Annotated in this window: 23 protein-coding genes; 20 read left to right on the top strand and 3 right to left on the bottom strand. The window is 70.5% G+C overall.

Annotation, left to right across the window (positions count from 1 at the left end):
• Positions 1-39 precede the first annotated feature (39 nt).
• The 8 genes from J3S20_RS26950 (at position 40) to pqqE (ending at position 8145) form a co-directional block, all read left to right on the top strand.
• Positions 40-1176, top strand: coding sequence for an efflux RND transporter periplasmic adaptor subunit (locus tag J3S20_RS26950; RefSeq protein WP_216840025.1), 1137 nt, complete (start codon positions 40-42; stop codon positions 1174-1176).
• Positions 1176-4298, top strand: coding sequence for an efflux RND transporter permease subunit (locus tag J3S20_RS26955; protein ID WP_216840026.1), 3123 nt, complete (start codon positions 1176-1178; stop codon positions 4296-4298). The genes J3S20_RS26950 and J3S20_RS26955 overlap by 1 nt, the downstream gene beginning before the upstream one ends.
• A gap of 73 nt (positions 4299-4371) precedes the next feature.
• Complete coding sequence (locus tag J3S20_RS26960; RefSeq protein ID WP_216840027.1) at positions 4372-4848, top strand: MgtC/SapB family protein; 477 nt, start codon at positions 4372-4374, stop codon at positions 4846-4848.
• A 161-nt stretch (positions 4849-5009) separates the two neighbouring features.
• Positions 5010-5099 (top strand): pyrroloquinoline quinone precursor peptide PqqA, encoded by a 90-nt coding sequence (gene pqqA, locus J3S20_RS26965; protein WP_216840028.1) that lies wholly within the window; start codon positions 5010-5012, stop codon positions 5097-5099.
• A 31-nt stretch (positions 5100-5130) separates the two neighbouring features.
• Entirely contained in the window at positions 5131-6057 is a 927-nt protein-coding gene (pqqB, locus tag J3S20_RS26970; RefSeq protein WP_216840029.1) for a pyrroloquinoline quinone biosynthesis protein PqqB, read from the top strand.
• A 5-nt stretch (positions 6058-6062) separates the two neighbouring features.
• Positions 6063-6797 carry a pyrroloquinoline-quinone synthase PqqC gene (gene pqqC, locus J3S20_RS26975; RefSeq protein WP_216840056.1) on the top strand — a complete coding sequence of 245 codons (735 nt, stop codon included), beginning with the start codon at positions 6063-6065 and terminating at the stop codon, positions 6795-6797.
• On the top strand, positions 6794-7066 hold the full coding sequence (gene pqqD, locus J3S20_RS26980) for a pyrroloquinoline quinone biosynthesis peptide chaperone PqqD (protein ID WP_216840030.1): 273 nt from the start codon (positions 6794-6796) through the stop codon (positions 7064-7066). Before pqqC ends, pqqD begins: the two co-directional genes overlap by 4 nt.
• Positions 7063-8145 (top strand): pyrroloquinoline quinone biosynthesis protein PqqE, encoded by a 1083-nt coding sequence (pqqE, locus tag J3S20_RS26985; protein WP_216840031.1) that lies wholly within the window; start codon positions 7063-7065, stop codon positions 8143-8145. Before pqqD ends, pqqE begins: the two co-directional genes overlap by 4 nt.
• A gap of 64 nt (positions 8146-8209) precedes the next feature.
• Here pqqE and J3S20_RS26990 read toward each other — a convergent pair whose 3' ends face one another.
• On the bottom strand, positions 8210-8818 hold the full coding sequence (locus tag J3S20_RS26990) for a sulfotransferase family 2 domain-containing protein (protein WP_216840032.1): 609 nt from the start codon (positions 8816-8818) through the stop codon (positions 8210-8212).
• A 147-nt stretch (positions 8819-8965) separates the two neighbouring features.
• Here J3S20_RS26990 and J3S20_RS26995 point away from each other — a divergent pair, with 147 nt between their 5' ends.
• The 9 genes from J3S20_RS26995 to J3S20_RS27035 all read left to right on the top strand — a co-directional run bounded on the left by J3S20_RS26995 (position 8966) and on the right by J3S20_RS27035 (position 18662).
• Complete coding sequence (locus J3S20_RS26995; RefSeq protein WP_216840033.1) at positions 8966-10261, top strand: hypothetical protein; 1296 nt, start codon at positions 8966-8968, stop codon at positions 10259-10261.
• A gap of 181 nt (positions 10262-10442) precedes the next feature.
• Complete coding sequence (locus tag J3S20_RS27000; RefSeq protein ID WP_216840034.1) at positions 10443-11858, top strand: hypothetical protein; 1416 nt, start codon at positions 10443-10445, stop codon at positions 11856-11858.
• On the top strand, positions 11855-12667 hold the full coding sequence (locus tag J3S20_RS27005; protein ID WP_216840035.1) for an ABC transporter ATP-binding protein: 813 nt from the start codon (positions 11855-11857) through the stop codon (positions 12665-12667). Before J3S20_RS27000 ends, J3S20_RS27005 begins: the two co-directional genes overlap by 4 nt.
• Complete coding sequence (locus J3S20_RS27010; RefSeq protein ID WP_216840036.1) at positions 12667-13368, top strand: ABC transporter permease; 702 nt, start codon at positions 12667-12669, stop codon at positions 13366-13368. Before J3S20_RS27005 ends, J3S20_RS27010 begins: the two co-directional genes overlap by 1 nt.
• A gap of 53 nt (positions 13369-13421) precedes the next feature.
• The gene (locus J3S20_RS27015; protein ID WP_216840037.1) at positions 13422-14372 is read left to right on the top strand and encodes an ABC transporter substrate-binding protein; all 951 of its coding nucleotides are present in this window, start codon (positions 13422-13424) and stop codon (positions 14370-14372) included.
• Complete coding sequence (locus J3S20_RS27020; RefSeq protein WP_216840038.1) at positions 14369-16150, top strand: non-ribosomal peptide synthetase; 1782 nt, start codon at positions 14369-14371, stop codon at positions 16148-16150. The genes J3S20_RS27015 and J3S20_RS27020 overlap by 4 nt, the downstream gene beginning before the upstream one ends.
• A 12-nt stretch (positions 16151-16162) precedes the next feature.
• Complete coding sequence (locus tag J3S20_RS27025; RefSeq protein WP_216840039.1) at positions 16163-16972, top strand: class I SAM-dependent methyltransferase; 810 nt, start codon at positions 16163-16165, stop codon at positions 16970-16972.
• Positions 16973-17457: 485 nt separating this feature from the next.
• Positions 17458-18012 carry a hypothetical protein gene (locus tag J3S20_RS27030; RefSeq protein WP_216840040.1) on the top strand — a complete coding sequence of 185 codons (555 nt, stop codon included), beginning with the start codon at positions 17458-17460 and terminating at the stop codon, positions 18010-18012.
• A complete protein-coding gene (locus tag J3S20_RS27035) occupies positions 18012-18662 on the top strand; it encodes an RES family NAD+ phosphorylase (protein ID WP_216840041.1) in 651 nt (216 codons plus the stop codon). Before J3S20_RS27030 ends, J3S20_RS27035 begins: the two co-directional genes overlap by 1 nt.
• Positions 18663-18715: 53 nt before the next feature.
• Here the strand turns inward: J3S20_RS27035 and J3S20_RS27040 are convergent, their stop codons facing one another.
• Positions 18716-19048, bottom strand: coding sequence for a hypothetical protein (locus J3S20_RS27040; RefSeq protein ID WP_216840042.1), 333 nt, complete (start codon positions 19046-19048; stop codon positions 18716-18718).
• Between the two features lie 192 nt (positions 19049-19240).
• On the opposite strand from J3S20_RS27040, the gene J3S20_RS27045 reads away from it, so the two are divergent.
• From J3S20_RS27045 to J3S20_RS27055, 3 genes are read left to right on the top strand one after another with little or no spacing between them, the layout of a single operon-like run.
• Positions 19241-20791, top strand: coding sequence for a recombinase family protein (locus J3S20_RS27045; protein WP_456305712.1), 1551 nt, complete (start codon positions 19241-19243; stop codon positions 20789-20791).
• Positions 20788-21678, top strand: coding sequence for a plasmid partitioning protein RepB C-terminal domain-containing protein (locus tag J3S20_RS27050; RefSeq protein WP_246603317.1), 891 nt, complete (start codon positions 20788-20790; stop codon positions 21676-21678). Before J3S20_RS27045 ends, J3S20_RS27050 begins: the two co-directional genes overlap by 4 nt.
• Positions 21679-21680: 2 nt before the next feature.
• Positions 21681-22580, top strand: a complete 900-nt coding sequence (locus J3S20_RS27055) for a plasmid partitioning protein RepB C-terminal domain-containing protein (protein WP_216840043.1) — start codon at positions 21681-21683, stop codon at positions 22578-22580.
• A 252-nt stretch (positions 22581-22832) separates the two neighbouring features.
• On the opposite strand, the gene J3S20_RS27060 is transcribed toward J3S20_RS27055, so the two are convergent.
• Positions 22833-24674: a glycoside hydrolase family 55 protein gene (locus J3S20_RS27060; protein ID WP_216840044.1), complete on the bottom strand. Its 1842-nt coding sequence runs from the start codon at positions 24672-24674 to the stop codon at positions 22833-22835.
• Between the last annotated feature and the right edge of the window lie 2 nt (positions 24675-24676).

Consider the following 24676-nt stretch of genomic DNA (forward strand, 5'->3'; position numbering starts at 1 on the left):
CGAGGCAACTCCGCACCCACAGCTGCCGTTGCTGCGCGGATGACAGATCCGCAACCCGATCACGGCCGCGTGCGCCGCGGCGCCGCCCTGGCCGGTGGCGTCGCCATCCTGGCCGCTGCCGGGCTTGGCGCCTGGCTGCTCTGGCCCGCGGCGGAGCAGCAGGCCGCCCCCGCGCCGCCGCCCACCCCGGTGGTGCTGGCCACCGCGCAATCCACCCGCCTGGTGCGGGAGGTGCCGGCGCTGGGCACCATCCTCGCCACCAGCAGCGTGCGGCTGGCCGCCGAGATCACCGGCCGCGTCACCAGCCTGCCTTTCGAGGAGGGCGCCGAGGTCGCCGAGGGTGAGCTGTTGGTCACCCTGGACCCCGGCCCGGCCGAGGCCGAATTCCGCGCCGCGCAGGCCGAGGCGGCGGAGCTGGAGCAGCAGCTGTCCCGCTCCTCCCGCCTAGCCCGGGGTGGCTTTGCCCCGCGCGGCGACGTGGCCGATCTGCGCCAGCGCCTGGCGGGCGCGGAGGCGCGGGCGGCTGCGGCGGAATCCCGCCTGTCCCAGTCCCGCATCCTGGCGCCCTTCGCCGGCCGGCTGGGGCTGAAGGAGGTCAGCATCGGCACGCTGGTGCAGCCCGGCACGCCGCTGGTGGCACTGGATGCGGTGGACCCGATCGACCTGCGCCTGGCCGTCCCGGAACGCGACGCGGCGCGCATCGCGGAGGGTGCCGCGGTGCAGGCCACCTCCACAGCCATTCCCGGCCGCGTCTTCGAGGGCCGCGTCCGCATCGTGGTGCCGCGCGTCGATCCGGTGCTGCGGACGGTGCAGGTGGAGGCGCGGCTGCCGAACGAGGACCGCGCCCTGCGGCCCGGCATGCTGATGCAGGTGCGGGTGGCGGCGGAGGTGGTGGAGCAGGCGGTGACGGTGCCGCCGCGCGCCGTGGTGCTGCAGGGGCCGGAGCATTTCGTCTTCCGCGTCGCGGACGGCATCGCCCAGCGCACCCCGGTCCGCATCGGCCAGCGCCTGCCGCAGCGCATGGAGATCCAGGAGGGTCTGGCGGCCGGCGACCAGGTGGTGCTGGAAGGGCTGCAGGGCCTGCAGGATGGCGCGCGGGTGCAGGCCGCGCCGGCCGATCCCGCGACGCCGGCGGCCGAGCCGGAGCCGGTGCCAGGCCCGGTGGCGCGCCGCTGATGCGCAGCCTGTTCGACCTGCCGGTGCTGCGCCCCGTCCTGGCGCTGGCCTTCAACCTGCTGCTGGTCGCCATCGGCATCGGCGCGGCCTTCAGCCTCTCCGTCCGCGAATATCCGGATGTTGACCCGCCCGTGGTCTCCGTCCGCACCCTGTATAACGGCGCGCCGGCGGAGGTGGTGGAGCGCGAGGTGACGCGGATCATCGAGGACAACCTCTCCGGCATCGCCGGCATCCGCATCATCCGCTCCATCACCCGCGACGAATCCTCCATCATCATCATCGAACTGACCACCGGCACCGACCTCGACGCGGCGGCGGCGGAGGTGCGGGACCGGGTCTCCGCCTCCCGCCGCGACCTGCCTACCGAGATCGAGGATCCGGTGGTGGAGAAGGCCTCGGCCGACGAGGATGCGGTGATGTACCTCACGCTGCGCTCGGAGAGCCTGGGCACGGCGGAGTTGACCGACCTGGCAGAGCGAAGGCTGGTGGATGCGCTGGGCATCGTGCCGGGCGTCGCCGGCGTCGAGATCTATGGCGGGCGGCGCTATGCCATGCGCATCTGGCTGGACCAGGCGGCGCTGGCGGCGCGGGGCCTGACGCCGGTGGACGTGGCCAATGCGCTGCGCGCCGAAAACCTCGAAGTCCCGGCCGGGCGGCTGGAGACCGGGCGGCAGGAGCTGACCCTGCGCGCGCTGACCCGCCTCGGCACGGTGCAGGATTTTGCCGGGCTGGTGCTGCGGGAGGGCGAGGCCACGGGCGATGGCCGCGTCCGCCTCGGCGATGTCGCGCGGGTGGAGGTGGGCGTGGAGAACTACCGCTCCGCCTTCCGCGCCGGGGGGCAGGAGGCGATCGCCATCGGCATCCTGCGCCGGTCTGATGCCAATGCGCTGGAGGTCTCCTCCGGCGTGGCGGAAACGGCGGAGCGGCTGGGCGGGTCGCTGCCGCCCGGCGTCTCCCTGCAGCTGTCCTATGACGAGGCGCTGTTCATCCGGGAGACGCTGGCCAATGTCGCCTGGACGCTGGCCATCACCATCGGCGTCATCGTGCTGGTCATCTACCTGTTCCTCGGCTCGCTGCGCGCCACGCTGATCCCGGCGGTGACCATCCCGGCCTCCATCATCCCCGCCATCGCGGTGGCCGCGGCGCTCGGCTATTCCATCAACGTGCTCACCATCCTGGCGGTGATCCTGGCGATCGGCTTCTGCGTCGACGATGCGGTGGTGATCCTGGAGAATATCCGCCGGCGGCAGCAGCAGGGCGAGCCGATCATGGTGGCCGCGGTGCGGGCGACGCGGCAGGTGGGTTTTGCGGTCTTCGCCTCCTCCGCCGCGCTGCTCTCCGTCATCCTGCCGCTGGCCTTCCTGCAGGGGAATGTCGGGCGGCTGTTCGCGGAATTCGCCGTGATGCTGGCGGCGACGGTGGTGTTTTCCACCGCCGCGGCGCTGACGCTGGCGCCGCTGCTCTCGGCGCGCTTCTTTGCCGGCACGCAGGAAGATGGGCGCCTCGCGCGCGCCAGCACGCGCGCGCAGGACTGGCTGCGCGACCGCTATCGCGGCGTGCTGCGCTTCCTGCTGCAGGCGCCGGCGCTGGTGCTGCTGGGCGGGCTGCTCTTCGCCGGCGCCGGCGTGCTGGCCTGGATGGCGCTGCCGCAGGAACTGGCGCCGGAGGAGGATCGCGGTTCGGTGCTGATCATCGCGGAAGGACCGCAGGGCGCCGGCTATCCGGATACGCTGGCCTCGGTCCTGAAGATCGAGGCGGCGCTGGCGCCCCTGGTCGGGGAGGATGCGCCGGCCGAGGAATTCCTGAGCATCGTGGCCCCCGGCCGCGGCGGCACCGCCACCACCAACCGGGCCATCGTCATCCTCCGGCTGAAACCCTGGGGCGACCGCGAGACCTCCCAGGCCGAGGTGGTGGCCGATCTGCGCGGCCGGCTGGCGGCGATCCCCGGCGTGCGCGCCTTCGCCGTGGCGCCGCCGAAACTCGGCCAGCGCCGCAGCGGGCGGCAGTTCCGCTTCGCCGTGGCGGGGACGGAGCGCGAGCGCGTGCGCGAATGGGGCGCGACGATGCTGGCCGAGGCAGGCGGCATCCCCGGCTTGGTCGCGCTCGATACCTCCGACAAGCCGACCAAGCCGCAGGTGGAAATCCGCATCGACCGCGATCGCGCCGCCGGCCTTGGCCTGAGCGCCGCCGCGATCGGGGAGACGCTGGGCGTGCTGTTCGGCGAGCGGGAGGTGACGCGCTGGCTGGACCGCGGCGAGGAATATGAGGTGATCCTGGCGGCGGAGGCGGAGGACCGCGCCGCGCCGGGCGATATCGGCACGGTTCATCTGCGCGCCCGCGACGGCACGCTGGTGCCGCTCTCGGCCGTGGTGGAGTTGCGCGAGGTCGGCACGGTGCAGGAACTGCGCCGCGTCGATCGCCTGGCGGCGGTCGAGATCGGCGCCAACCTGGCCCCCGGCGCCACGCTGGGCAGCATGATCGACCGCACCGAGGCCGCCGCCGCCGAGGCGCTGCCCGGGGAGGCGACGCTGCGCTGGCTGGGCGAAAGCCTGGACCTTCAGGAAACCGGCCAGGCCGTGCTGGTGATCTTCGCGCTGGTGCTGGTGCTGACCTTCCTGGTGCTGGCGGCGCAGTTCGAAAGCTTCCTGCACCCGCTGATCGTGATGACGGCGGCGCCGCTGGCGCTGGCGGGCGGGCTGCTGACCCTTTGGGCGGCGGGGCTGACGGTGAACATCTACAGCCAGATCGGCATGGTGCTGCTGATCGGCCTGGTGGCGAAGAACGGCATCCTGCTGGTGGAATTCGCCAACCAGCTGCGCGACGAGGGCATGGCGCCGGCCGAGGCGGCGGAGGAAGCCGCGGCGCTGCGCCTGCGCCCCATCCTGATGACCACCGCCGCCAGCATCCTGGGCGCCGTGCCGCTGGCCCTGGCCGGTGGCGCCGGGGCGGAATCGCGCAGCACCATCGGCCTGGTGATCTCGGGCGGGCTGCTGCTGGGCACGCTGCTGACGCTGTTCGTGGTGCCGGTGGCCTATGCCCGCCTGGCCGGCTTCACCAGCGCCCCCGGCGCCCGCGCGGCGGAGCTGCGGCGGCAGGAGGCCGAGCCGCAGCCGGCGGAATAGGTGCCGGACCGGGTGCAACCCGCGCGATGCCGGCGGGTTATGCCGCCTGTTTCGACAGGGGAGGGCATTCGGGGTGGATCAGGCCTGGCTGGAGGAGGTGCTGCGCCACCTGGTGTTCGACTATGGCCCGAATATCCGGGACCTCGGCATTTCCTACGCGCTGGCCTTCATCATCGGCTGGAACCGTGAGCGGGAGAGCAACAGCGCCGGGCTGCGCACCTTCCCCCTGGTGGCGATCGCCAGCTGTGGCTTCGTCCAGGCGGCGGAGCCGATCACGCAGAACAACCCCGAGGCGGTGGCCCGGATCGTGGAGGGCGTGATCACCGGCATCGGCTTCATCGGCGCCGGCGCGATCCTGAAGGGCGATGCGATGATCCGCGGTACGGCCACGGCTGCCAGCATCTGGGCCACCGGCGCCATCGGCGCGGCGGTGGCGCTGGGCAGCTACCATGTCGCCGTCACCATCTGCCTGTTCACGGCGGTGACCCTGTACCTGATGACGCCGCTGAAGCCCCGCCGGCCCGCCGCGCCGGAGCCCGGGGAGGGTTGAGGGCGCTTATTCCGGCCCCCAGGGCGAACTCCGCCCAGCCCTGCGCTTTCTGATCATGACCGCCCAACGGCATGAACGATTTTTCATGACGGAAATGTGTGGCGGGACTAGCGTGAAGGGCCGCCATATCCCGGGCGTCGCCAACCAAGGAGGAGAAGATCATGGCCTGGACCAAGCCCCGCGTCGTCGAGATTTCGCTCGGCTGCGAAATCAATTCCTACGCCTGCGCCGAAGTGGCCCGCAAGGTCTGAGCTTCGGCCTCGGCTACCGCGCCGGATGGCGATGAAGGCGATCCTGCTCGGTACCGGGGCCGGCGGCGGGTTTCCCCAGTGGAACTCCGCCGCCGAGGCCTGCCGGCGCGCCCGGGCCGGGGATCCGGCGGCGCTGCCACGCACGCAATGCGGCTTGGCGGTTTCCGCCGATGGTGCGCGCTGGGTGCTGGTGAATGCCTCCCCCGACCTGCGCGCCCAGATCGAGGCGACGCCCGCCTTGCATCCGCGGCCAGACGGTGGTCGCAAGCGCCATTCGCCGATTGCCGCGGTGGTGCTGACGGGTGGCGAGGTGGATGCCATCGCCGGGTTGTTGACCCTGCGCGAGGGCCACCGCTTTGTGTTGCATGCGCCGGCCTCCGTGCTGGGCGTGCTGGCGGCCAATCCGATCTTCGGCGCGGTGAACCCGGCGCTGGTGCCGCGCCACGAACTGCCGACTGACCGGAAGGTGGCGCTGGCGGATGCGGAGGGCCGGCCGCTCGGCCTGGCGGTCGAGGGGTTTGCCGTGCCGGGCAAGGTGCCGCTCTTCGCCGAGTCCGGTGGCGACCCCGGCCTGTCGGAGGACGCGACCATCGGCCTGCGCATCACCGATGACGCCGGCCATGCTCTGGTCTTCGTGCCGGGCTGCGCGGCGGTGACGGATGCGCTGCGCGCGCGGCTGGAGGGCGCCGATTGCCTCTGCTTCGACGGCACGCTGTGGCAGGATGACGAGATGCCGCGCGCCGGGATCGGGCCGAAGACCGGGCGCCGCATGGGCCATATCTCGATCGATGGGCCGGAGGGCACGCTGGCGCAGCTCGCGGGTCTGCGGCTCGGCCGACGCATCCTCGTGCATCTGAACAACAGCAACCCCGCGCTGCTCTCCGACAGCCCCGAGCACGCCGCGATCCTCGCCGCGGGCTGGGAGGTCGGCACCGACGGGATGGAGATCACGCTGTGAACGAAGTGTCCCGCACGCCGCTGTCGCCCGATGCGCTGGAGGCGGCGCTGCGCGCCATCGGGGCCGAGCGCTACCACATCCTGCATCCCTTCCACCGGCTGCTGCATGACGGGAAGCTGGACCGCTTCCAGGTGCAGGCCTGGGCGCTGAACCGCTACTACTACCAGGCCAGCATCCCGGCGAAGGATGCGACGCTGCTGGCCCGCCTGCCGGACCCCGGCATGCGCCGCGAATGGCGTCGGCGGATCGAGGATCACGATGGTGACGGCAGCGCGCCGGGCGGCGTGGAGCGCTGGCTGGCGCTGACCGACGGCCTCGGCCTGGACCGGGACGACGTGACCTCCCTGCGGCTGATGCTGCCGGCGACGCGCTTCGCGGTGGATGCCTATGTGCATTTCGTGCGCGATCGCAGCATCCTGGAAGCCATCGCCTCCTCGCTGACCGAGATGTTCAGCCCCGAGATCATCAGCGAGCGTGTGGCCGGCATGCTGCGGCACTACGATTTCGTCTCGCCCGAGACGCTCGCCTACTTCACGCCGCGGCTGACCCAGGCGCCGCGCGATGTGGACTTCGCGCTGGACCACGTGCGGGAACATGCGCGAACGGTGGCGGAACAGCAGGCGGTGCTGGGCGCGCTGCGCTTCAAATGCGACCTGCTCTGGGCGCAGCTGGACGCGCTGCACCATGCCTATGTCACGCCCGGCCTGCCGCCGCCGGGCGCCTTCCGGCGGCCGTCATGACCCCCGCCACCGTGCCGGCGCTACGCCGCGGCGTGCGGCTGCGGCAGGATGCGGCGCGCGACCGCTGGGTTGTGATGGCGCCGGAGCGGATGCTGGTGCCGGATGAGACGGCGCTGGCCGTGCTGCGCCTGGTGGATGGCACGCGCAGCCTGGGCGAGATCACCGCGGAGCTCGCCCGCGCCTATGCGGCGCCGGAGGCGGTGATCGCGGAGGATGTGGCGGCGCTGCTGGTGGACCTGTCCGACAAGGGGCTGGTGAGCCTGTCATGAACGCCGTCTCCGCACCCCTGGCGCTGCTGGCGGAGCTGACGCATCGCTGCCCGCTCTCCTGCGCCTATTGCTCCAACCCACTGCAGCTGGCGCAGGTCGCCTCCGAGCTGGATACCGAAAGCTGGGCACGGGTGTTCCGCGAGGCGGCGGAACTCGGCTGCCTGCAGCTGCATCTCTCGGGTGGCGAGCCCCTGCTGCGGCGGGACCTGGTGCCGCTGGTGGAAGCGGCGGTGGAGGCGGGGCTCTATACCAACCTGATCACCGCCGCCGTCACGCTGGATGCGAAGCGCATCGCGGCGCTGCGCGAGGCCGGCCTCGATCACGTGCAGATCTCGGTGCAGGACGCCGAGGCCGGCCGCGCCGATGCCCAGGCCGGCTTCCCCGGCGGCCATGTCCGAAAGCTGGCGGCGGCGGCGCTGGTGCGGGAGGCAGGGCTGCCGCTGACCATCAATGCCGTGGTGCATCGCCGGAACCTGCCCAGCCTGCCGGGGCTGATCGCGCTCGCCGAGGCGGCGGGGGCGGAGCGGCTGGAGGTGGCGCATGTGCAGTATTACGGCTGGGCGCTGGCCAATCGCGACGCGCTGCTGCCGGACCGCGCCATGCTGGACCGGGCGACGGAGCAGGTGGAGGCGGCACGCGCGCGCCTCGGCGGCCGGATGGTGATCGATTATGTGGTGCCGGACTACCACGCGACCCGCCCGAAGCCTTGCATGGGCGGCTGGGGGCGCCGCTTCATCGTGGTGAATCCCGCCGGCCGCGTGCTGCCCTGCCATGCCGCCGAGAGCCTGCCCGGGCTGGATTTCCCCAATGTGCGGGAGACCAGCCTGGCCGAGGCCTGGATGGGCTCCGACGCCTTCAACCGCTTCCGGGGCACCGGCTGGATGCCCGCCCCCTGCCGCGGCTGCGCCCTGGCCGAGGCGGATTGGGGCGGCTGTCGCTGCCAGGCCTATGCGCTGACCGGCGAGATCGACGCCACCGACCCGGCCTGTTCGCTGTCGCCGCATCACGGGGTGCTGGCGGATGCGCGGGCGGGGGCGGGCGATGACGCGCCGCTGGTGCATCGCGCGCAGGCGCGTTGAAGGCATGCGCGCAGGCGCGTTGAGGATTCGCGCGCAGGCGCATTGAGGGCAGGCGCGCAAACCTTCAGAAGACGTAGCCGCCCCAGTCCAACTCCTCGCGGAAGCGCGTCTCCACCAGCTTCCGCAGTTCCGCATCGTAATAGGCGCGATAGGGCGCGTGCTGGCCGCGGTTGCGATGCGGCAGCGGCGCCGCCGGCAGGCCGAGGGCGCGCAGGACCTCGCCGAAATCCTGCTCCAGGCGCTCGAAGCGCATCAGCCGGTCCAGCTCCGCATCCAGCGTGCCGCCCGGCCGGGTGCAGGTGAAATCGCGCAGCGTGGCCTGGCCCTCGATCAGCTGCAGGAAGGCGGCGCGGTCGAAACCCCCGATCTGGCGATCGGCCAGGCGATGCGGGGAGAAATAGGCGCTGACCAGCCGCTCGAACGGATTGCGGATGATGGAGAATTTGTAGAGTCGGTTGAAGACCTCCTCCGGCAGCGCCCGCTTGTAGTCGGCCAGGCGGGAATGCTTGCGGGTGCCGAGCGTGTCGTTCTGCACGTCGAAGCGTTCCGTGCCGTCCTGGCTGCCGGTGACGTGCTTCTGGTCCTCGGAATAGGGCAGCAGCACCTCGGAGACGGAATTGCCGCCCGACTTACCCCGGTGGATGAACAGGAAGGCGTGGCGGATCGAGATCACGGGTGCTGGACTCTCCCCCTGGCTGCGCGGCCGCGCGCAGGATCTATACGATTCGGGAAAGGAATGGTTAAGTCTTCCCGTAGCAGGGAGGGTGGCCACCGGTCCAGCCAGGCCCGTCCGCCTGGCACCACCTCGCATCGGGATCCCATGCTCGCCGCACGCAAGATCTTCCACCTGCATATCTCGAAATGCGGCGGCACGGCCTTCAACGCCCTGCTGGATACGCAGGCGCATGCGGAGCGCGCGCGATCGCCGGCGGATTTCGCGCAGCGGCTGCGCGACCGCGGCATCGCGCAAAGCGAGATCGCGAATCTCCAGGACCCCGCTTTGCGCGACACACTGGCCGAGGCCGCGCGCGAAAGCATCGCCTGGTACGATGTGCTGCACGGCCATATCGACATCGCCCCCTGGCTGGCGGCGGAGGATCACGTCGTCACCGTGCTGCGCCGCGCCGACCGGCGGGCGCTGTCGCAATTCCAGGACTACCGCCGGCTGGCGCCGCACGACTATGTGCACAAGCCCGCGGATTGGCAGCGGATGCACGAAGCCTGCCGCGGCCTGGCCGATTTCGCCGCGCTGCGCGATGCCTGCGCCGACAACCCCGCCTTCCGCAGCATGTTCGAGGACCATCAATGCCGGGCCCTGACCCAGCACAGCGTCCCGGCCGAGGCCTTCGATGCCATGGCGCCGGAGGAGCGGGCCGAGCAGGCCTGGCGGAGCGTGCAGGCCTATCACGCCCGGATCGGCGTGCTGGAGGAGGTGGACCGGCTGCTCGGCGCGCTCTCACGCGACCTGGGCTGGTGCCCGCCCGATCCGCTGGAAGTCCGCAACCCGACGCGCCCCGAACCGCACAGCGAGGCGGCGCTGGCCGCCGCCGCCGCGCTGACCGCCGGCGACCGCATCCTGCATGCGCGCGCGGTCGCCGCGCTGCGCGAAGCGCCAGCCACCGACTACACCCTGGCGGAGTTCGAGGCTGAGTTCGTCGCCGCCCGGCTCGCCACGCTGCAGCCCATGCGGATCGGCGCGGAGCAGGTCTTCGACATGAACATGCCGATCGTCGGCCGCGGCCTGCATGGCCGTGACGCCGCCGGCAGCCGGGAATGCTGCCGCTGGGTGGGCGCGAGCCGGGAGGCGCTGATCTACCTGCCGGTGCCGGGCCCCGGCGCGCGGCTGACGCTCCGCCTCTACAACAAGGGCTGGATCGATCCCGCCCTGCGCGACCGCCTGACGGTGACGGTGGATGGCATGCCGGTGCGGAGCTGGTCCGAGCCGCGGCGCGAGGTGGCGGAGGCGATCTGCTGCCGCGCGGTGGCCCGCCGCGGCTGGATGCGGATCGGGCTGCATGGCGAGCAGGCGCTGACGGATCGCGAAGCCGGCCGGCCGAGCGAGGATGCGCGCCGCAAGATCTTCAATCTCTGGCGCATCAGCACGCAGGTCGACTGACTTTCAATCGGCGCCGCGCCTTCATCGTTTCTTTACGTTTACGCCCTCATTTTCAAACCAGAGACTCACCTCCTGGCAGGATGCGGGCGCGGTGCAACGGGGCGACGGCCATGGGCCGTGCGATGGTTCGACGGGCGCCCTGGTTTGGGCAGAACCGCGGAGAGAGACGCTAGGCGGGGAGGTGGGGCGGCAGCCGCTGACCGATGCGGCCGCGTTGGCGGAGGAGGCGCGCAGCGCACTCCTGGCCCGCGCCCGGCAGGCCAGCGCCGGCGGCGATCCGCTGGCTGCGCTGCATCTGCAGGGCGAGGCCCTGCACCGCTGGCCGCTGCTGAGCGGGCGCGAGGAGGCGCTCAGCTTCGCGCGCGCCCTGCTCGACTTCAACCGGCCGCGCCGGCCGGAGGATGCGCTGGTGCCGCCCCATACGGCGGAGGCCCTGGCCCGCCTGCAGGCGGATTGGCCGGAGGAGCCGCTGGGCTGGATCGGCCTGGCGAAGCTGGCCGAATGGCGCGGCGCCTGGGCGGAGGCGGTGGTCCTCTGGCAGGCGCTCCTCGACCGCTTCCAGGCGCTGGCGCAGCCCGGCTGGTATGAGCAGGCCATGATGGCGGCCTGGCTGGCGCATGACGGGCCCGCCTTCAAGGCACTGCGCGCCACCCTGCGCGCCCGCTGGCCGCAGCACGATACCTGGTGGGACCGGCGCGCCTTCGGCCGTCGCAGCAATGCGCATGAGCGCCACGCGCCGGATGCGCCGTCCAGCCTACGGGATGTGGAGGACCTTCTGCGCTTCGGCACCCCGGACCAGGCGAGGCAGGTGCTGGAGGGGCTTCCCGAGATCGACCGCGAGAGCACGACCGGCCGCGCCTGCGCGCAGATCATCCGGAGCGTCGAGCATAGCGGGCTGATCGCGGATCTTGCGGCCGGCGGCGCCGATCCGGCGCGGCCCGGCACCAGCCTGGTCTGGCGCAATCCGGCGGGCAGCGATCGCGCGCTGATCGTCTTTTCCGGCGGCGCCCGGGGCTACTGGCTGCTGCTGGATGAGCTGCACCGCGCGCTGCGCGGCTGCGGCGTGCACCTGATCTATCTGCGCGACTTCGGCGCCAGCTTCTACCTGGCCGGCGACCCGGATCTCTGCATCGCGGATTATCGCGGCATGCTCGACCTGTTGCGCGCGCAGGCCGCCGGGCTGGGGGCTGCGCGCCTCGCCTGCCTGGGCAATTCCTCCGGCGGCTATGCGGCGCTGCGCTATGCGCTCGACCTGGGGGCGGAGGCAGCGCTGGCCTTCAGCCTGATGACCAATCCGGAGACGCGGCACGAACCGCAGGTCTCGCCGGCCATGCGCGCGGTGGCGGAGCGCAATCCGGGCCTCGTCTTCGACCTGGCCCAGGCCTATGCCGCCGTGGCGCGGCCGCCGCGCACCATCCTCTGCTTCGGCGAAGGGCATGAGGCCGACCGGCGGGAGGCGGAGCGGATGCGGGACCTGCCGGGCGCGCGGCTGGTGCCGGCCGAGGGCCTGGCCGACCACAGCACCATCCGCTGGTTCCTGCGCCAGGGCCGCCTGCCCGAGCTGGTCGCCGCGCTGTTCGAGGCGCCGCCGGCGTGAGGATCGCGCTCAGCGGCCTGCGGCTGGACTATCCCGGGGCGGCCGGCCCGGTGCGTGCCGTGGACGGGCTGGACCTGGAGGTCGCGCCGGGCGAATTCCTCGGCCTGATCGGGCCCAGCGGCTGCGGCAAATCCTCGGTGCTGGCCATGCTGGCCGGGCTGCGGGCGCCAAGCGCCGGCAGCATCGACTTCCCCGGCTGGACCGGCCGCCGCCCGCCCCGTCGGCTGATGGCTTTCCAGGATCACGGCCTGCTGCCCTGGCTCAGCCTGCTCGACAATGTCGCCTTCGGCCTGGAAGCCCAGGGCGTTTCGCGCGCGGCGCGGCAGGCGCGCGCGCGGGAGATGCTGTGCCGCCTGGGTCTCGCCGATTTCGCGGCGACGCGGCCCGACCAGCTCTCGGGCGGCATGCGCCAGCGCGCGGCGCTCGCCCGGCTTTTCGTGGCGGAGGCCGAGGCGATGCTGCTGGACGAGCCCTTCTGCGCGCTCGATGCGCAGACCCGCATGCTGCTGCAGCAGGAGCTGCTGGACCTCTGGTCCGGCACTGGGCGCAGCGTGGTCTATGTCACGCATGACATCGAGGAGGCGCTGCTGCTCTGCGACCGCGTCGTCGTGCTCTCGGCGCGGCCGTGCCGGGTGATCGCGGAGATCACGGTGCCCTTTGCCCGGCCGCGGCGCATCCTCGGCCGGCCACCGCCGGAGGTGACCGAGCTGCGCTGGCGCATCTGGGAGATGTTGGCTCCCGCCCGTCATACGGACGTCGTGCCAGCCCCTGCGCCCGAGGTTGCGCCCGCCATGGCGCCGGCCGCCTGATGCCGCATCTGCTCGCCCTGCTGGCCCTCGCCGCGGCCTGGGAAGCCGCCGCGCGCGCCGGATGGGTGGCGCCGCTGCTCTTCCCCGCCCCGACCGTGATCCTGGACTGGCTGCTGGCCAGCCTGCGCAGCGGCGAGATGGCGGAGGATCTGGCGGCGAGCGCGCAGCGCCTGGCCATGGGTGTCGGGCCGGGCGTGGGGCTCGGCCTGCTGGCGGGTCTCGCCATGGGCCTGCTGCCGCGCCTGCACCGGGCGCTGGATCCGGTGATCGCTGGCCTGCACCCGATGCCGAAGGTGGCGCTACTGCCGCTGTTCCTGGTGCTCTTCGGCTTCGGGGAGAGGGCGCAGGTGGTGCCGGTGGCGCTGGTCGCCTTCTTCCCCACGGCCATCGCCGGCGCCGTCGCCGTGCGGTCGATCGACCCGCTGCTCTGGGATGTGGCGCGCAACTACGGCGCCGGGCGGCTGATGCTGCTGCGCCGGCTGGTGCTGCCCGGATCCTGGCCGATGCTGCGGGCCGGCATCCGCCTGTCGCTCAATGCTGCCATCGTGGTGCTGATCTCGGTCGAGATGCTGACCGGCAGCGACGGGCTCGGCGGCGCCGTCTGGCAATCCTGGCAGACCATGCGGGTGGAGCAGCTCTACGGCACGCTGCTGGTCGTCGCCACGCTCGGCATTGTCTTCAATCGCTGCCTCGGCCGCTGAGATTGCGGAAAGGGATTCGATCGATGCGGACAGGGCAAAAACGAAAACGCGGCGTGGCCTGGAGGGCGTGGGCGGTGGGCCTCGCCTTCTGCCTCATCGCGGCGCTGCCGGGCGCGGCGCGGGCGGAGCGGGTGAAGCTGGTGGTGCTGCCCTTCCTCTCCCAGGCGCCGATCTTCATCGCGCTGGAGGAAGGGCTTTTCGCGGAGGAGGGGATCACGATCGAGCCCGTCGCCCTCTCCTCCTCCCACCTCGCCGTGCCGGGGCTGATGACCGGCGACCTGGACGCTGCCATCCCGCAGGCGTCCCCGGCGCTGTTCAATGCGGTGGCGCGTGGCGGCCGCGCCCGGCTGGTCGCCTCCGGCGTGGTGCTGGCGCCGGGCGAATGCTCCTATGCCGCCTTCTACGGCACCGGGCTGACGATGGCGGAGCTGACCTCCGGCCAGCCGCGGTCGCTGCGCATCAGCGCCGAGCCGAATGCCTTCGAGGGCTTCCTGGTGGACCTGCTGCGGCAGAGGCCCGGCGCGGAACGGCTGCAGGTGAGCTTCCGCGAAATGCCGGTGGCGGCGCAGCAATCGGCGCTCGGCGCCGGCGCGCTGGACCTTGCCTTCCTCTCCGAACCCTGGGTGGCGCGGCTGGACCAGGCGGGCATCGGTCGCGTCGCGGTGGGTGGGGAGCATCTGCTGCCGGGCGGGCAGTTCACCGCGCTGATGTTCTCCGAACGCATGCTGGCGGATGGGCAGGCGCTTGGCCGCCGCTTCCTGCGCGCCTATCGCGCAGCGCTCGCCCGCTACAACGCGGGCAAGACGCCGCGCAACCTGGAGATCCTGGCGCGCGCCACGCGGCTTCCGCCGGAGCTTCTGGCGCGGGCCTGCTGGCCGAGCATGCCGGTCGATGCGCGGCTGCAGCTGGACAGCCTGATGACCTACCAGCAGTGGCTGCGGCAGCGGCAGCTGATCGACCGCGTGCTGACGCCCGGCGAATTGGTGGCGGAGATCGCGCCGTGATCCCCTTCGAACGCGCCGAATTCGACGGCACCATCCCCGCCCGCCTGCGCCGCATCGCCACCGCCCTACCGCAGGCCGAGGCGCTGGTCGAGGACGGCCGCAGCCTGACCTATGCGGCGCTGGAGGCCGAGAGCGACCGGGCGGCCGCCGCCCTGTCCGACCTGCCGCCGGGCAGCGTGGTGGCGCTGGTCTTCAACATCGGCATCGAGGCGATCGTCGCCCTGCTCGGCGCCTTCAAGGCCGGCATCCCGGCCATGCCGATCGACCCGGCTGCGCCGCCGGAGGATGTCGTCGGCCTGTTCGGCCAGGTGGCGCGCATCGTCACCGCGCCGGCGCAGGAAGCCTGGTGCCGCGACCATGCGGGCAGCACGCCGGTTCAGGTGGGCCTGGACGCTGCAGCGCCCGCTGGCGTCCTGCGCGCGCCGCGGCCGGAGGATCCGGCCATCATCTACCTCACCTCCGCCAGCACCGGGCCGGCCAAGGGCGTGGTGCGCAGCCAGCGCTCGCTGTGCTGGCATGCCGGGCTGCAGACGCGCCACCACGGCTATGCACCGGGCGACCGGATCGCGCATCTCTCCTCCTTCGCCTATGCGGGCTCGACGCCGGCCGTGCTCGGCGGGCTGCTGGCCGGCGCCACGGTGGAGGCCTTCGACAGCCGCCGCCACGGCCTGCTCGCGCTCGGGCGCTGGGCGGCGGAGCGGCGGATCACCGTGCTGCCGGTGACGCCGCCGGTGCTGCGCGACCTGGTGGCGGCGCGGTTGCCGGAGCGGCAGGAATGGCAGCCACGCCGCATCATCGTGGGCGGCGAGGTGCTGCGGCCGGAGGATGTCATGGCGCTGCGCGACCGGCTGGGCTGGGACTGCGCGGTGGTGAACCGCCTGGCCAGCAGCGAGGCCGGCATGATCGCCGAATGGGTCATCGATCCCGCCGCCCTGCAGGGGCGGGAGGTGGTGCCGGTGGGCTTGCCGGTGGAGGAGCGCAGCATCGCCGTGCTGGACGAGCATGGCACGCCGGTGCCGGTGGGGGAGGTGGGGGAGATCGTCGTCTCCGGCGACTATCTGGCGAGCGGCTACTGGCAGCGGCCGGAGCTGACGGCGGAACGCTTCCGCCCCGATCCGCAACGCCCGGGCCGCATCTGCCTCTTCACCGGCGATCTCGGACGGCTGCATCCAGACGGGATGCTGGAGCATCTCGGCCGCGCCGACCACATGGTGAAGATCCGCGGCTATCGCGTGGAACTGGCCGCGGTGGAGGCGGTGCTCTGCCGGCAGGAGGGCGTGGCGGAAGCCGTGGTGCAGGCCATGCGCACGGCCTGCGGCGATCTGCGCCTGGCGGCCTGGGTGCAGCCGGTGCCGGGCGCCCTGCTCACCGGCCTCGGCCTGCGGCAGCGGCTGGCCTCGCTGCTGCCGGATTACATGCTGCCCTGGCGGATCGGCGTCTTCGAGAGCCTGCCGCGCTCCGCCGGCGGCAAGATCGCGCGCGGCCGCATGCCCGTGCTCAGCGGCACCCGGCCGCAGGGGCTGCCGCCGGCCGTGCCGCCGCGCGGCGAGACGGAACGGCTGCTCGCCGGCCTCTGGAGCACGCTCTTCGAACTCGACGAGATCGGGCGCGAGGACAACTTCTTCGAACTCGGCGGGGATTCGCTCGACATGCTGCAGGTGGCCGCCGGGCTTTACGAGCGGCGGTCGGTCTTCATCACCGATGCCGACCTGCTGGAGCATCCGCGCCTGGCCGATATGGCTGCGGCGGTGGATCGCCACGCGGACCGGGCGGCCTGAGGCGGCTGCGCGATGTATCCGCTGGAACCCCGCGCCGGCGAGATCGTCCGGCTGGCGGCGCAGGGCGCCTGGCTGACGGCGGAGACCGAGGCGCTGCTCTCGGCCATCGGGGTGGGGCCGGGTTGGCATTGCCTCGACCTGGCCTGCGGGCTGGGCGATGTGACGCGGCTGATGGCGGCGCGCGCCGGTGCCACGGGCCGGGTGGTGGGCCTCGATCTGGAGCGCCGCTTCCTGGACCACGCAGGCGCCTGTGCCGCCGGTTCGGTGGCGTATCTGCAGGGCGATGCCTGCCGGACCGGCCTGCCGGAGGCCAGCTTCGACCTGGTGCATGGCCGCTTCCTGTTTACCGGCGGGGAACGGTTCGCGGCGCTGCTGGCCGAGGCGATCCGGCTGGTCCGGCCTGGCGGCGTGGTGGCCCTGCAGGAGCAGGACCTGGCCTGCATGGCCTGCTTCCCCCCGCATCCCGCCTTTGCCCGGCTGAAGGCGCTGCTCGGCGCGGGGCTGGAGCAAAGCGGTACCGGGCGCAGCGTGGCACGGCGGCTGTTCGGCATGCTGCGGCAGGCGGAGCTGCAGGATGTGCGCTACCGCCCCTTCCTGGTCGGCTGCCAGGCGGGCGATCCGCAGGCGGACTGGCTGCCCGACACGGTCGATTCCCTGCGCGGCCCGCTATTGCGGGCGGGGCTGACAAGCTGTGCCGTGCTCGACGAGACCATGGCCGCCTGCCGCACCCACCTGGCCGATCCGGGCACCACGGCGACGATCTATGCGGTGGTGCAGGTCTGGGGACGGAAGGGCGGTGGAGAGGCGGCGTCGGCCGATTAGGGTGTGGACTCGGGACCGGGATGCGGCTGGTGAGGCAGGGATGGGGGGCTGGCGGAGGAGGCGCGACCGGTTACGAGCGGGCCGTAGCAGCTTCTTGCGCGGCTTCGATTGCGTCGCGACAGGATGCGCCAGCCCGAGTGAGAGGCGGCGGCGCGGTGCGAATCAGAGGGGAACTGGCGGAGGAGGTGCGACTCGGTACAGGCGGTCTCTAGGCTGGAGCCTTGGAGAGCGTAGCGAGGCTCGGTCGCCGATTGCCTCGCGACCTCCCGCTCATCCCACAGCCTGACGAACCTGACGAACTTGACGAAACGCCCTGCGACGACGATATTGCCGTCATGGCCGCTCCAACCGCATCCCAGCCCTCCCGTCGCCCGACCGCATCCAGTGCGGCCGCCCGACGTGGCGCCCGGATTGAGGTCCCTCCTGGAATCTCTCTTGAGGAGGCTCGCCGCGTCCTATCGGCTGTCGCCAGCAGCGCCGGCACCGTGGCCCGCACTGGTCGCACGCTGACGCTGGATATTGGCCCCGCCAAGCGGAAGGGGGACAGCCGCTTTCACATCACCAAGGCCCTTCGTCCAAAGGCGCCGGCTGCCGAGGTTGAAGCAGGGCGCCCCGAGCTGACGCCGGCAGAAGCCCGTGCCGCGCTGCGACGCGCCTACACGCGCGGCGCCGATGCAGCGGCGGAGCTGCTGGCGGGGCCGGACATGCTCTCCTCCGACCAGATCGCAGAGCGGCTCGGCCTGTCGCGTGAGGCCGTCCTCCAGAAGCGGCGGCGGGGAGAATTGCTCGGGATCGAGGGCGCCAAGCGTGGCGTGCGCTTCCCTGCGTGGCAGGTGGGGCCGGATGGCCTGCCCATCGCGGCGTTGCGAGAATTGCATGACGTGCTCGGCGAGCCTTGGGCCGTATTCCGCTTCCTGCGCCAGCAGCACCCAGAGCTTGGCATGCAGTCTGGCTTGCAGGTCGCTGCCGATCGGCGTCGCGCCGCGGAGCTCGTCGACCTCGCACGCAGTATCGGTGCCTTCGGCCCGACAGGCGCGTGATGGATCGGCGGGCGCGGGCCCGTCCGCCGCGGAGTGCCTCAGAACTTCATCCGTCGGTCGCGACGATTCCGGTGGGCGCGCGCTGGCTGAGATTCGTGCGCTCCACCCATGCCGACGCCCTTGGCGCCGGGCCTGGCAGATCCCGCTTCTCCGATCCCATGCTGGATCGCGGGAGGACGCCGCGATGGCTGCCGATGTATTTCGGCGAGAGCTTCACCCTCTGCCTGCAGGAAACCCTGCTGCGCGACCGGGCCAATGCAGCCCTGCCGGGTCCGTTCCTGGTCGCAGAGGCAGAATTGGCACTCTGGGATTGGGCGGTGATCGAGGTGATCCGGCCGGTGCGCGTGGTGGATCTGCGTGGTGCTGCGCTCGCCCGCTCGCGCGTGCCGACCGATGTCGTGGGCGCCGCAGACCAGCGCCTGGCACGTTCCTGGGCCGCAGCACTCCACCGACACCCGGCCAATTTCGATGGCATCGCCTTTCCTTCGCGCTTCCGGACCGGCGACAACCTCGCGCTCTTTCAGGCGCGGGTCGGTGGAGCCCTTCGGGTCGCGGCGCGGCGGCGAGTGCTGGATAGCCCAGTTGAACTTGGTCTGGCCTGCCACACGCTGGACCTCGGCATCATCCGGGCACCACGCGATCCCGAATAGGCACCTCCGGCCCGGGCTACCAGGCATTCCGCCCGTCCCGCTACCAGCTCACCTCACCGGTCGACTTCGTCAAGCGCAAGCACGACTTCGCCAAGGAGGCGCCTGACCTCGGCGACCTGCCTGCTCCGCGATGACCGCTCCCGTCCGGTGACCCTGAGGACCGCGGCAAAAACGGCGTCGGAGCGTGCCATCAGCGGGATGAGGTGTTCGCCAGTCGGCCCCCGCCTTCCGCTGATCCACCCCTTCACAGCGCGCTCGCTCGCCCGCGTCCAGCGCATGATGTCTTTCGCGGACCGGCCTGTGGCGGCGATCTCGCTTCGCAACGCGTTCCCGATCTCGCGCGCGTAGCACTCCCGCGCGTCCTCCGCATTCTCGAAGAAGGGCAACTTGTTGCCCTTCGAGTGCAACTGATTGCCCTTCTTTGTCCGCACAACACGATTCGCCCTCGCTATTCTCTGGGCGAAATTGCAACGCGGTCCGAACTGTCGCGCAGCTTCTGCTTTTCAGCAGGGGCAGCAGGGTCCCCACGCGGAGCGACGGACAACGAAGAGGGACGCAGCGTGGTGCAGGACCCTGGCGTGGACGATGAAAAACCAGCAATGACTGCCGGTATCCGCGCCGCAGAATACGTGCGAATGTCGACCGACCATCAACGCTACTCCACCGAGAACCAATCCGACGCGATCCGGGAATACGCCAGGCGACGTGGCATCGAGATCGTTCGGACCTACGCGGATCACGGCAAGAGCGGCCTCAGCATCGCAGGCCGAGATGCGCTGAAGCGGTTGCTCGATGATGTGCGGTCGGGGCGTGCCGACTTCACCACGATCCTCGTCTACGACATCAGCCGCTGGGGCCGCTTCCAGGACGCGGACGAGAGTGCCTATCACGAGTATGTCTGCAAGCGGGCCGGCGTCACGGTCGAGTACTGCGCCGAGCAGTTCGAGAATGATGGCAGCGTCGGCTCCGACATTCTCAAGAGCGTCAAGCGGGTCATGGCGCGGGAATACAGCCGGGACCTCGGCAACAAGACCTTCATCGGCCAGTGCCGGCTGATCGAGCTAGGCTTTCGACAAGGGGGGCCACCCGGGTTCGGACTTCGGCGAAAACTGCTCGACGAGGCTGGCACGTCGAAGGGCGTGCTGACGCGGGGTCAACAGAAAAGCATTCACATCGATCGTGTGGTGCTGGTGCCCGGGCCACCGCAGGAGGTGGAGACGGTACGCTGGATCTATCGCACCTTTGTCGAAGACGGCCGGCCGGAGCGGGAGATCGCGGCCATCCTGAACGACCGTAATCTGCGTACGGACCTGGACCGCCCCTGGACGCGCGGAACGGTGCACCAGGTTCTCATCAACGAGAAATACGTTGGCGATAACGTCTGGAACCGCATCTCCTGCAAGCTGCACGGCAAGCGGGTTCGCAATGGACGCGACATGTGGGTCCGTCGCGACGCCGCTTTCGAGGCTGTGGTCGATCGCCTGCTGTTCGACGCCGTGCAGGTCATCATCCAGGAGCGATCGCGCCGGCTCTCAGATGACGAGATGCTGGAGGTGCTGCGTCGCGCCCTCGCGCATCGTGGGTATCTCTCTGGCCTCGTCATCGACGAGACCGATGATGCGCCATCCAGCAGCGCCTATCAGGCACGCTTTGGGAGCCTGCTCCGCGCCTACCAGCTGGTCGGCTTCACGCCAGGCAGGGACTATCGCTACCTCGAGGTGAATCGGCTTCTGCGGGCGATGCATCCGAAAGTGGTCGCAGCCACCATCGAAGGCATTCGGGCTGCCGGCGGCTCCGTGGAGCAGAATCCGGCGACGGAGCTCCTGACGGTCAACAGGGAGTTCACCACATCCATTGTCCTGGCCCGGTGCCAGGAGACCGAGGCTGGTGGGCGTCGGTGGCATGTCCGGATGGATACGGGCATCGCCCCCGACATCACCGTCGCGGTTCGGATGGCGCCAGGCAATCGTGAGGCGCTCGACTACTACCTGCTGCCGCGCCTCGACATGAACCTGCCTCGGCTTCGGCTGCGTGAGAGCAACGGCATATCGCTCGATGCCTACCGCTTCGACAGGCTCGATGCGCTGTTCGACCTGGCAGCCCGAACTCACATCCTGGAGGTCGCATGATGGCCGACCCCAAGCCGCCCATGGTTCAGTCGGTCGCGGTCGATTTGATCGAGGTCATCAACCCGCGAGCCAGAAACCAGAAGACCTTCCAGGAGATCGTCGCGAGCATTGCAGCCATTGGCCTCAAGAGGCCGATCACGGTGGCGCGCCGCGTGGTCGCGGGGGCCGTGAAATACGATCTCGTCTGCGGACAGGGTCGGTTGGAGGCTTTTCGTGTCCTCGGCCAAGCCGAAATCCCGGCGATCGTGGTCGAGGCAGGCAGCGAGGACTGCCTGGTTATGAGCCTCGTGGAGAACTTGGCTCGGCGGCAGCACCAGGCGCTCGATCTGCTGCATGACATCGACGGCATGCGGCAGCGGGGGCATTCCGAGGCTGATATCGCGCGAAAGACCGGGCTGACGGGCGAGTATGTAAAAGGAGTGATTCGGCTACTCGGCAAAGGGGAAACACGCCTGATTCGCGCCGTCGAGAGCGGCCAAATTCCTGTCAGTATCGCGGTCGACATTGCCATGGCCAAGGACGAAGAGACCCAGAACGTCCTGCAGGACGCGTATGAGCGGAACCTGCTTCGTGGCCACAGGCTGATCGCCGCGAAGCGCCTCGTGGAGCAGCGCCGGCGCCGCGGCAAAGGATTGAACCCGAACGACCCGAAGCGCCATCGGACCCTGTCAGTCGAGGCCCTCGTCCGCACCTACCAGCAGGATACGGATAAGAAGCGCATGATCGTCCGGAAGGCGGAGGCGACACGGGATCGCCTCGTCTTCGTGACGGAGGCGTTGCGCGCGCTGTTCTCCGAGGATGCCTTCGTCAATCTTCTCCGTGCTGAACAGTTGGAAACCCTGCCGCGGGGCCTCGCCGAACGACTGCAGAGCAAAGGGGCCGATTGAGTATGGCAGACGATGCAAACGCGGGGCCGATCCGGTCGGCATTCGAGAGCGCCGGGATCAGGATCCCGATCGCTAAGATCGAGATGCTGCACTCGGTCCCGGCCAAGGTGAGACGGTCGTCGAAATACGCTCGTATCACCGCATCGATCCGAGAGGTCGGTGTCATTGAACCGCCCGTTGTCGCGCGCCATCCATCAAAGCCGGGACGCTACCTGCTCCTCGATGGCCACCTGCGCATTGCTGTTCTGGAAGAGCGGGGTGACCTCGATGTGGTGTGCCTGATTGCGACGGATGACGAGGCATTCACCTACAACAAACGCATCAACCGGCTCGCCATCGTCCAGGAGCATCGCATGATCCTGAAGGCGATCGAGGATAGGGTGCCGGAGGACCGGATCGCCCGCGCTCTCAACATCGATATCAATACGCTGCGCCAGAAGAAGAAGCTGCTGCACGGCGTTTGCCCCGAAGCCGTGGAGATCCTGACGGACAAGTCGGTCTCGTCGCATGTCTTCGCCGTGCTGAAGAAGATGGTTCCGATGCGGCAGATCGAAGCGGTGGAGCTCATGGTGGCCATGGACCGATATACCGAGAGCTATGCCCGTGCCCTGCTCGCGGCCACGCCGCAGACGCAGCTGGTCCCCGACGCGAAGCCGAAGCAGGTCAAAGGGCTCAGCCATGAGCAGATGGCCCTGATGGAGAGGGAGTCTGGGCAGTTGAACCGCGAGATGAAGGTCGCTGAGCAATCCTACGGAGCCGACCATCTCCATCTCGTGCTGGCACGAGGCTATCTTGCGCGGCTGCTCGGCAATGCGCGCGTCGTTCGATATCTCGCGCAGCAGCGTCCCGAGTTTCTGGCAGAGTTCCAGAAGATTGCGGAGATGGACAGCGTGGCCGCGTGACCGCATCGGGTCATTGATGGCCCACACACGATGGGGACCCGGACCCGAAAGCGCGGGGACCGCCGGAGACGCTGCACGAGGGGCAGATCGATGGCGGTGGTGGGGATGGCGGCGAACCCGACCGGAGCCCACCAGGCCGGCCGTCATAGGGCCGGCCAGATGTTGCCCGGCATGCCGGGAGGTAAGACGGAGGGGGTGCGAGGTTGGGCTGCGCACCCCCTCCCTGTGGGGGATGCTCATTGCGGACCGCCGTCACGGAACCCGCCGCTTTTTTACACCCACCGACAGCGTCGCCGCCGCCAAGTCGAACGTCGCCGCGGAGATGTTCCGCGCCATCACCCGCACCGTGTTGTTCGACCAGACCGCCGCATCGAGCTCGATGAACCGCGTTGACGACACCAGCGACGCCGACGCCAGGTCGCCCGCGCGTGCCCCGTTCACCGTGACGTCGAGCAGCGACGTCGCTCCCGGCGCCAGGCTCGGCAGATCCCAGGACACCTCCGCGGCAAACTCCCGTCGCCCCGAGCCGAATAGCGCTCCCGTCAGCAGCGGCGTGCCGTTCAGCACCGCAGGAGCTGCCTCCGGCAGCCCGTAGAGCCGCAGCGACTGCAGATCGATCGGCCCGTCGAAGCCGATCACCCCCACCTGCGCATAGGCCACGGACGCCCCCACGCGGATCGTCTGCCGCCGATTGAAGTTGGCATCATCCATCGGCGCGCCGGCGTTCCAGCCCTTAGCCGGGCCGTTCCACTGCATGGTGGTGATGGAGGCCAGCACGTCGCCCGCGATGTCCTCGCGGATGTTCCCCGCCCCGTCGAACACCCGCACGAACAGTCGCCCGCCCGAGGCGCCGCTCGTCAGCCAATGCGCCAGCGCGAATTCCTTGGCCTGGGTGGTGTCGAGCATCCACCCCAGCCCACGGTTCGCCGCCAGCGTCACCGCGCGATCGGTCGGCGTCAGGTCGGTCAGCCCGTTGAAGCAGAAATCCGCCATGAAGGTCGCGGTGGTGGTCGAGGTCGCGATGGTGATCAGCCCCTCGACACCCACCTCGGTCGCCGACTGCCGGAACGCCGCGGCGCGGGTGTTGGGCGCCCCAGCGAGGAAGCGGTGGAACCGCGACGCCGGCGCCCGGTGTCGGTTGATCACTGCATTGCCGCAGCGGTTCGCCGTCGCGGTGTAGTCGATGGCGACCAGGTAGGTGTTGGTCCAGGCGATGTCGTACTCGCAATCCTGCGCCCCGGCGGTGTGGCGGGCGGCCAGCGGTGAGCAGGCCTCCATGCGCATGTTGCGCGCGATGATGGCGGAGCCCGAGGTCTGGTTCAGGAAGGGGATGGCGATATTGCTGCCGGCCTGGCGCAGCTCGAAGTTCGGCGCGTCGAAGACGTGGCGGTTGTGGTTGGAATAGGCGCCGACCTCATTGCCGAAGCGCACGCCGAACCGATCCAGCGCGGCATTCACCCCCGTCGCCTGGGCGAAGTGGCCGCCATAGTAGCGGATCGAAGTGTTCCAGGCCGTTGCCGTCGCGCACCAGATGTCGAGGCCGATGCGGTTGTTGACGATGCGCCCCAGCGTGAAGGTGCTGTCCTCCACGCCGCGGCCATCGCCCAGCGTGCGCATGCCGATGGTGAAGCCTTCGACGCGGCGCAGCTCGATCTGGCTCGCATCGACGTTGCGCACGGTGATGCCGATATCGGCCTCGGAGGACCAGTCGGACTGGGTGGCGCGGATCACGTTCAGCCCGCTGTAGAGCTTTTCCGCGTTCCGGATGGTGCCGCCATCGCCCAGCACCAGCACGGAGGTGGGTGCCGTGCCAGTGTAGCGGATGGTCCCCTGCATGATCAGGCCGCGCGCCCCGCCCGGCAGCGTGACGGTGCCGGAGACGTTCCAGGTGCCGGGCGGGATCATCGCGAATTTCTGGTCTGCCCCGGCGCGATCGAAGCACGCCTGGATGGCGGTGCGATCATCCGCCACGCCGTCGCCCAGCCCGCCGAAATCGTTCGGCAGCACCGCCTCACGATCGCGCAGGTACTTCGCGAAGTCGCTCTTGTTGAGGTTGGCGTTGAGGACCAGGAGGTCGTCGATGCGGGCCGGCATGG

Source organism: Falsiroseomonas tokyonensis (assembly GCF_019024325.1).
Taxonomy (GTDB): domain Bacteria; phylum Pseudomonadota; class Alphaproteobacteria; order Acetobacterales; family Acetobacteraceae; genus Falsiroseomonas; species Falsiroseomonas tokyonensis.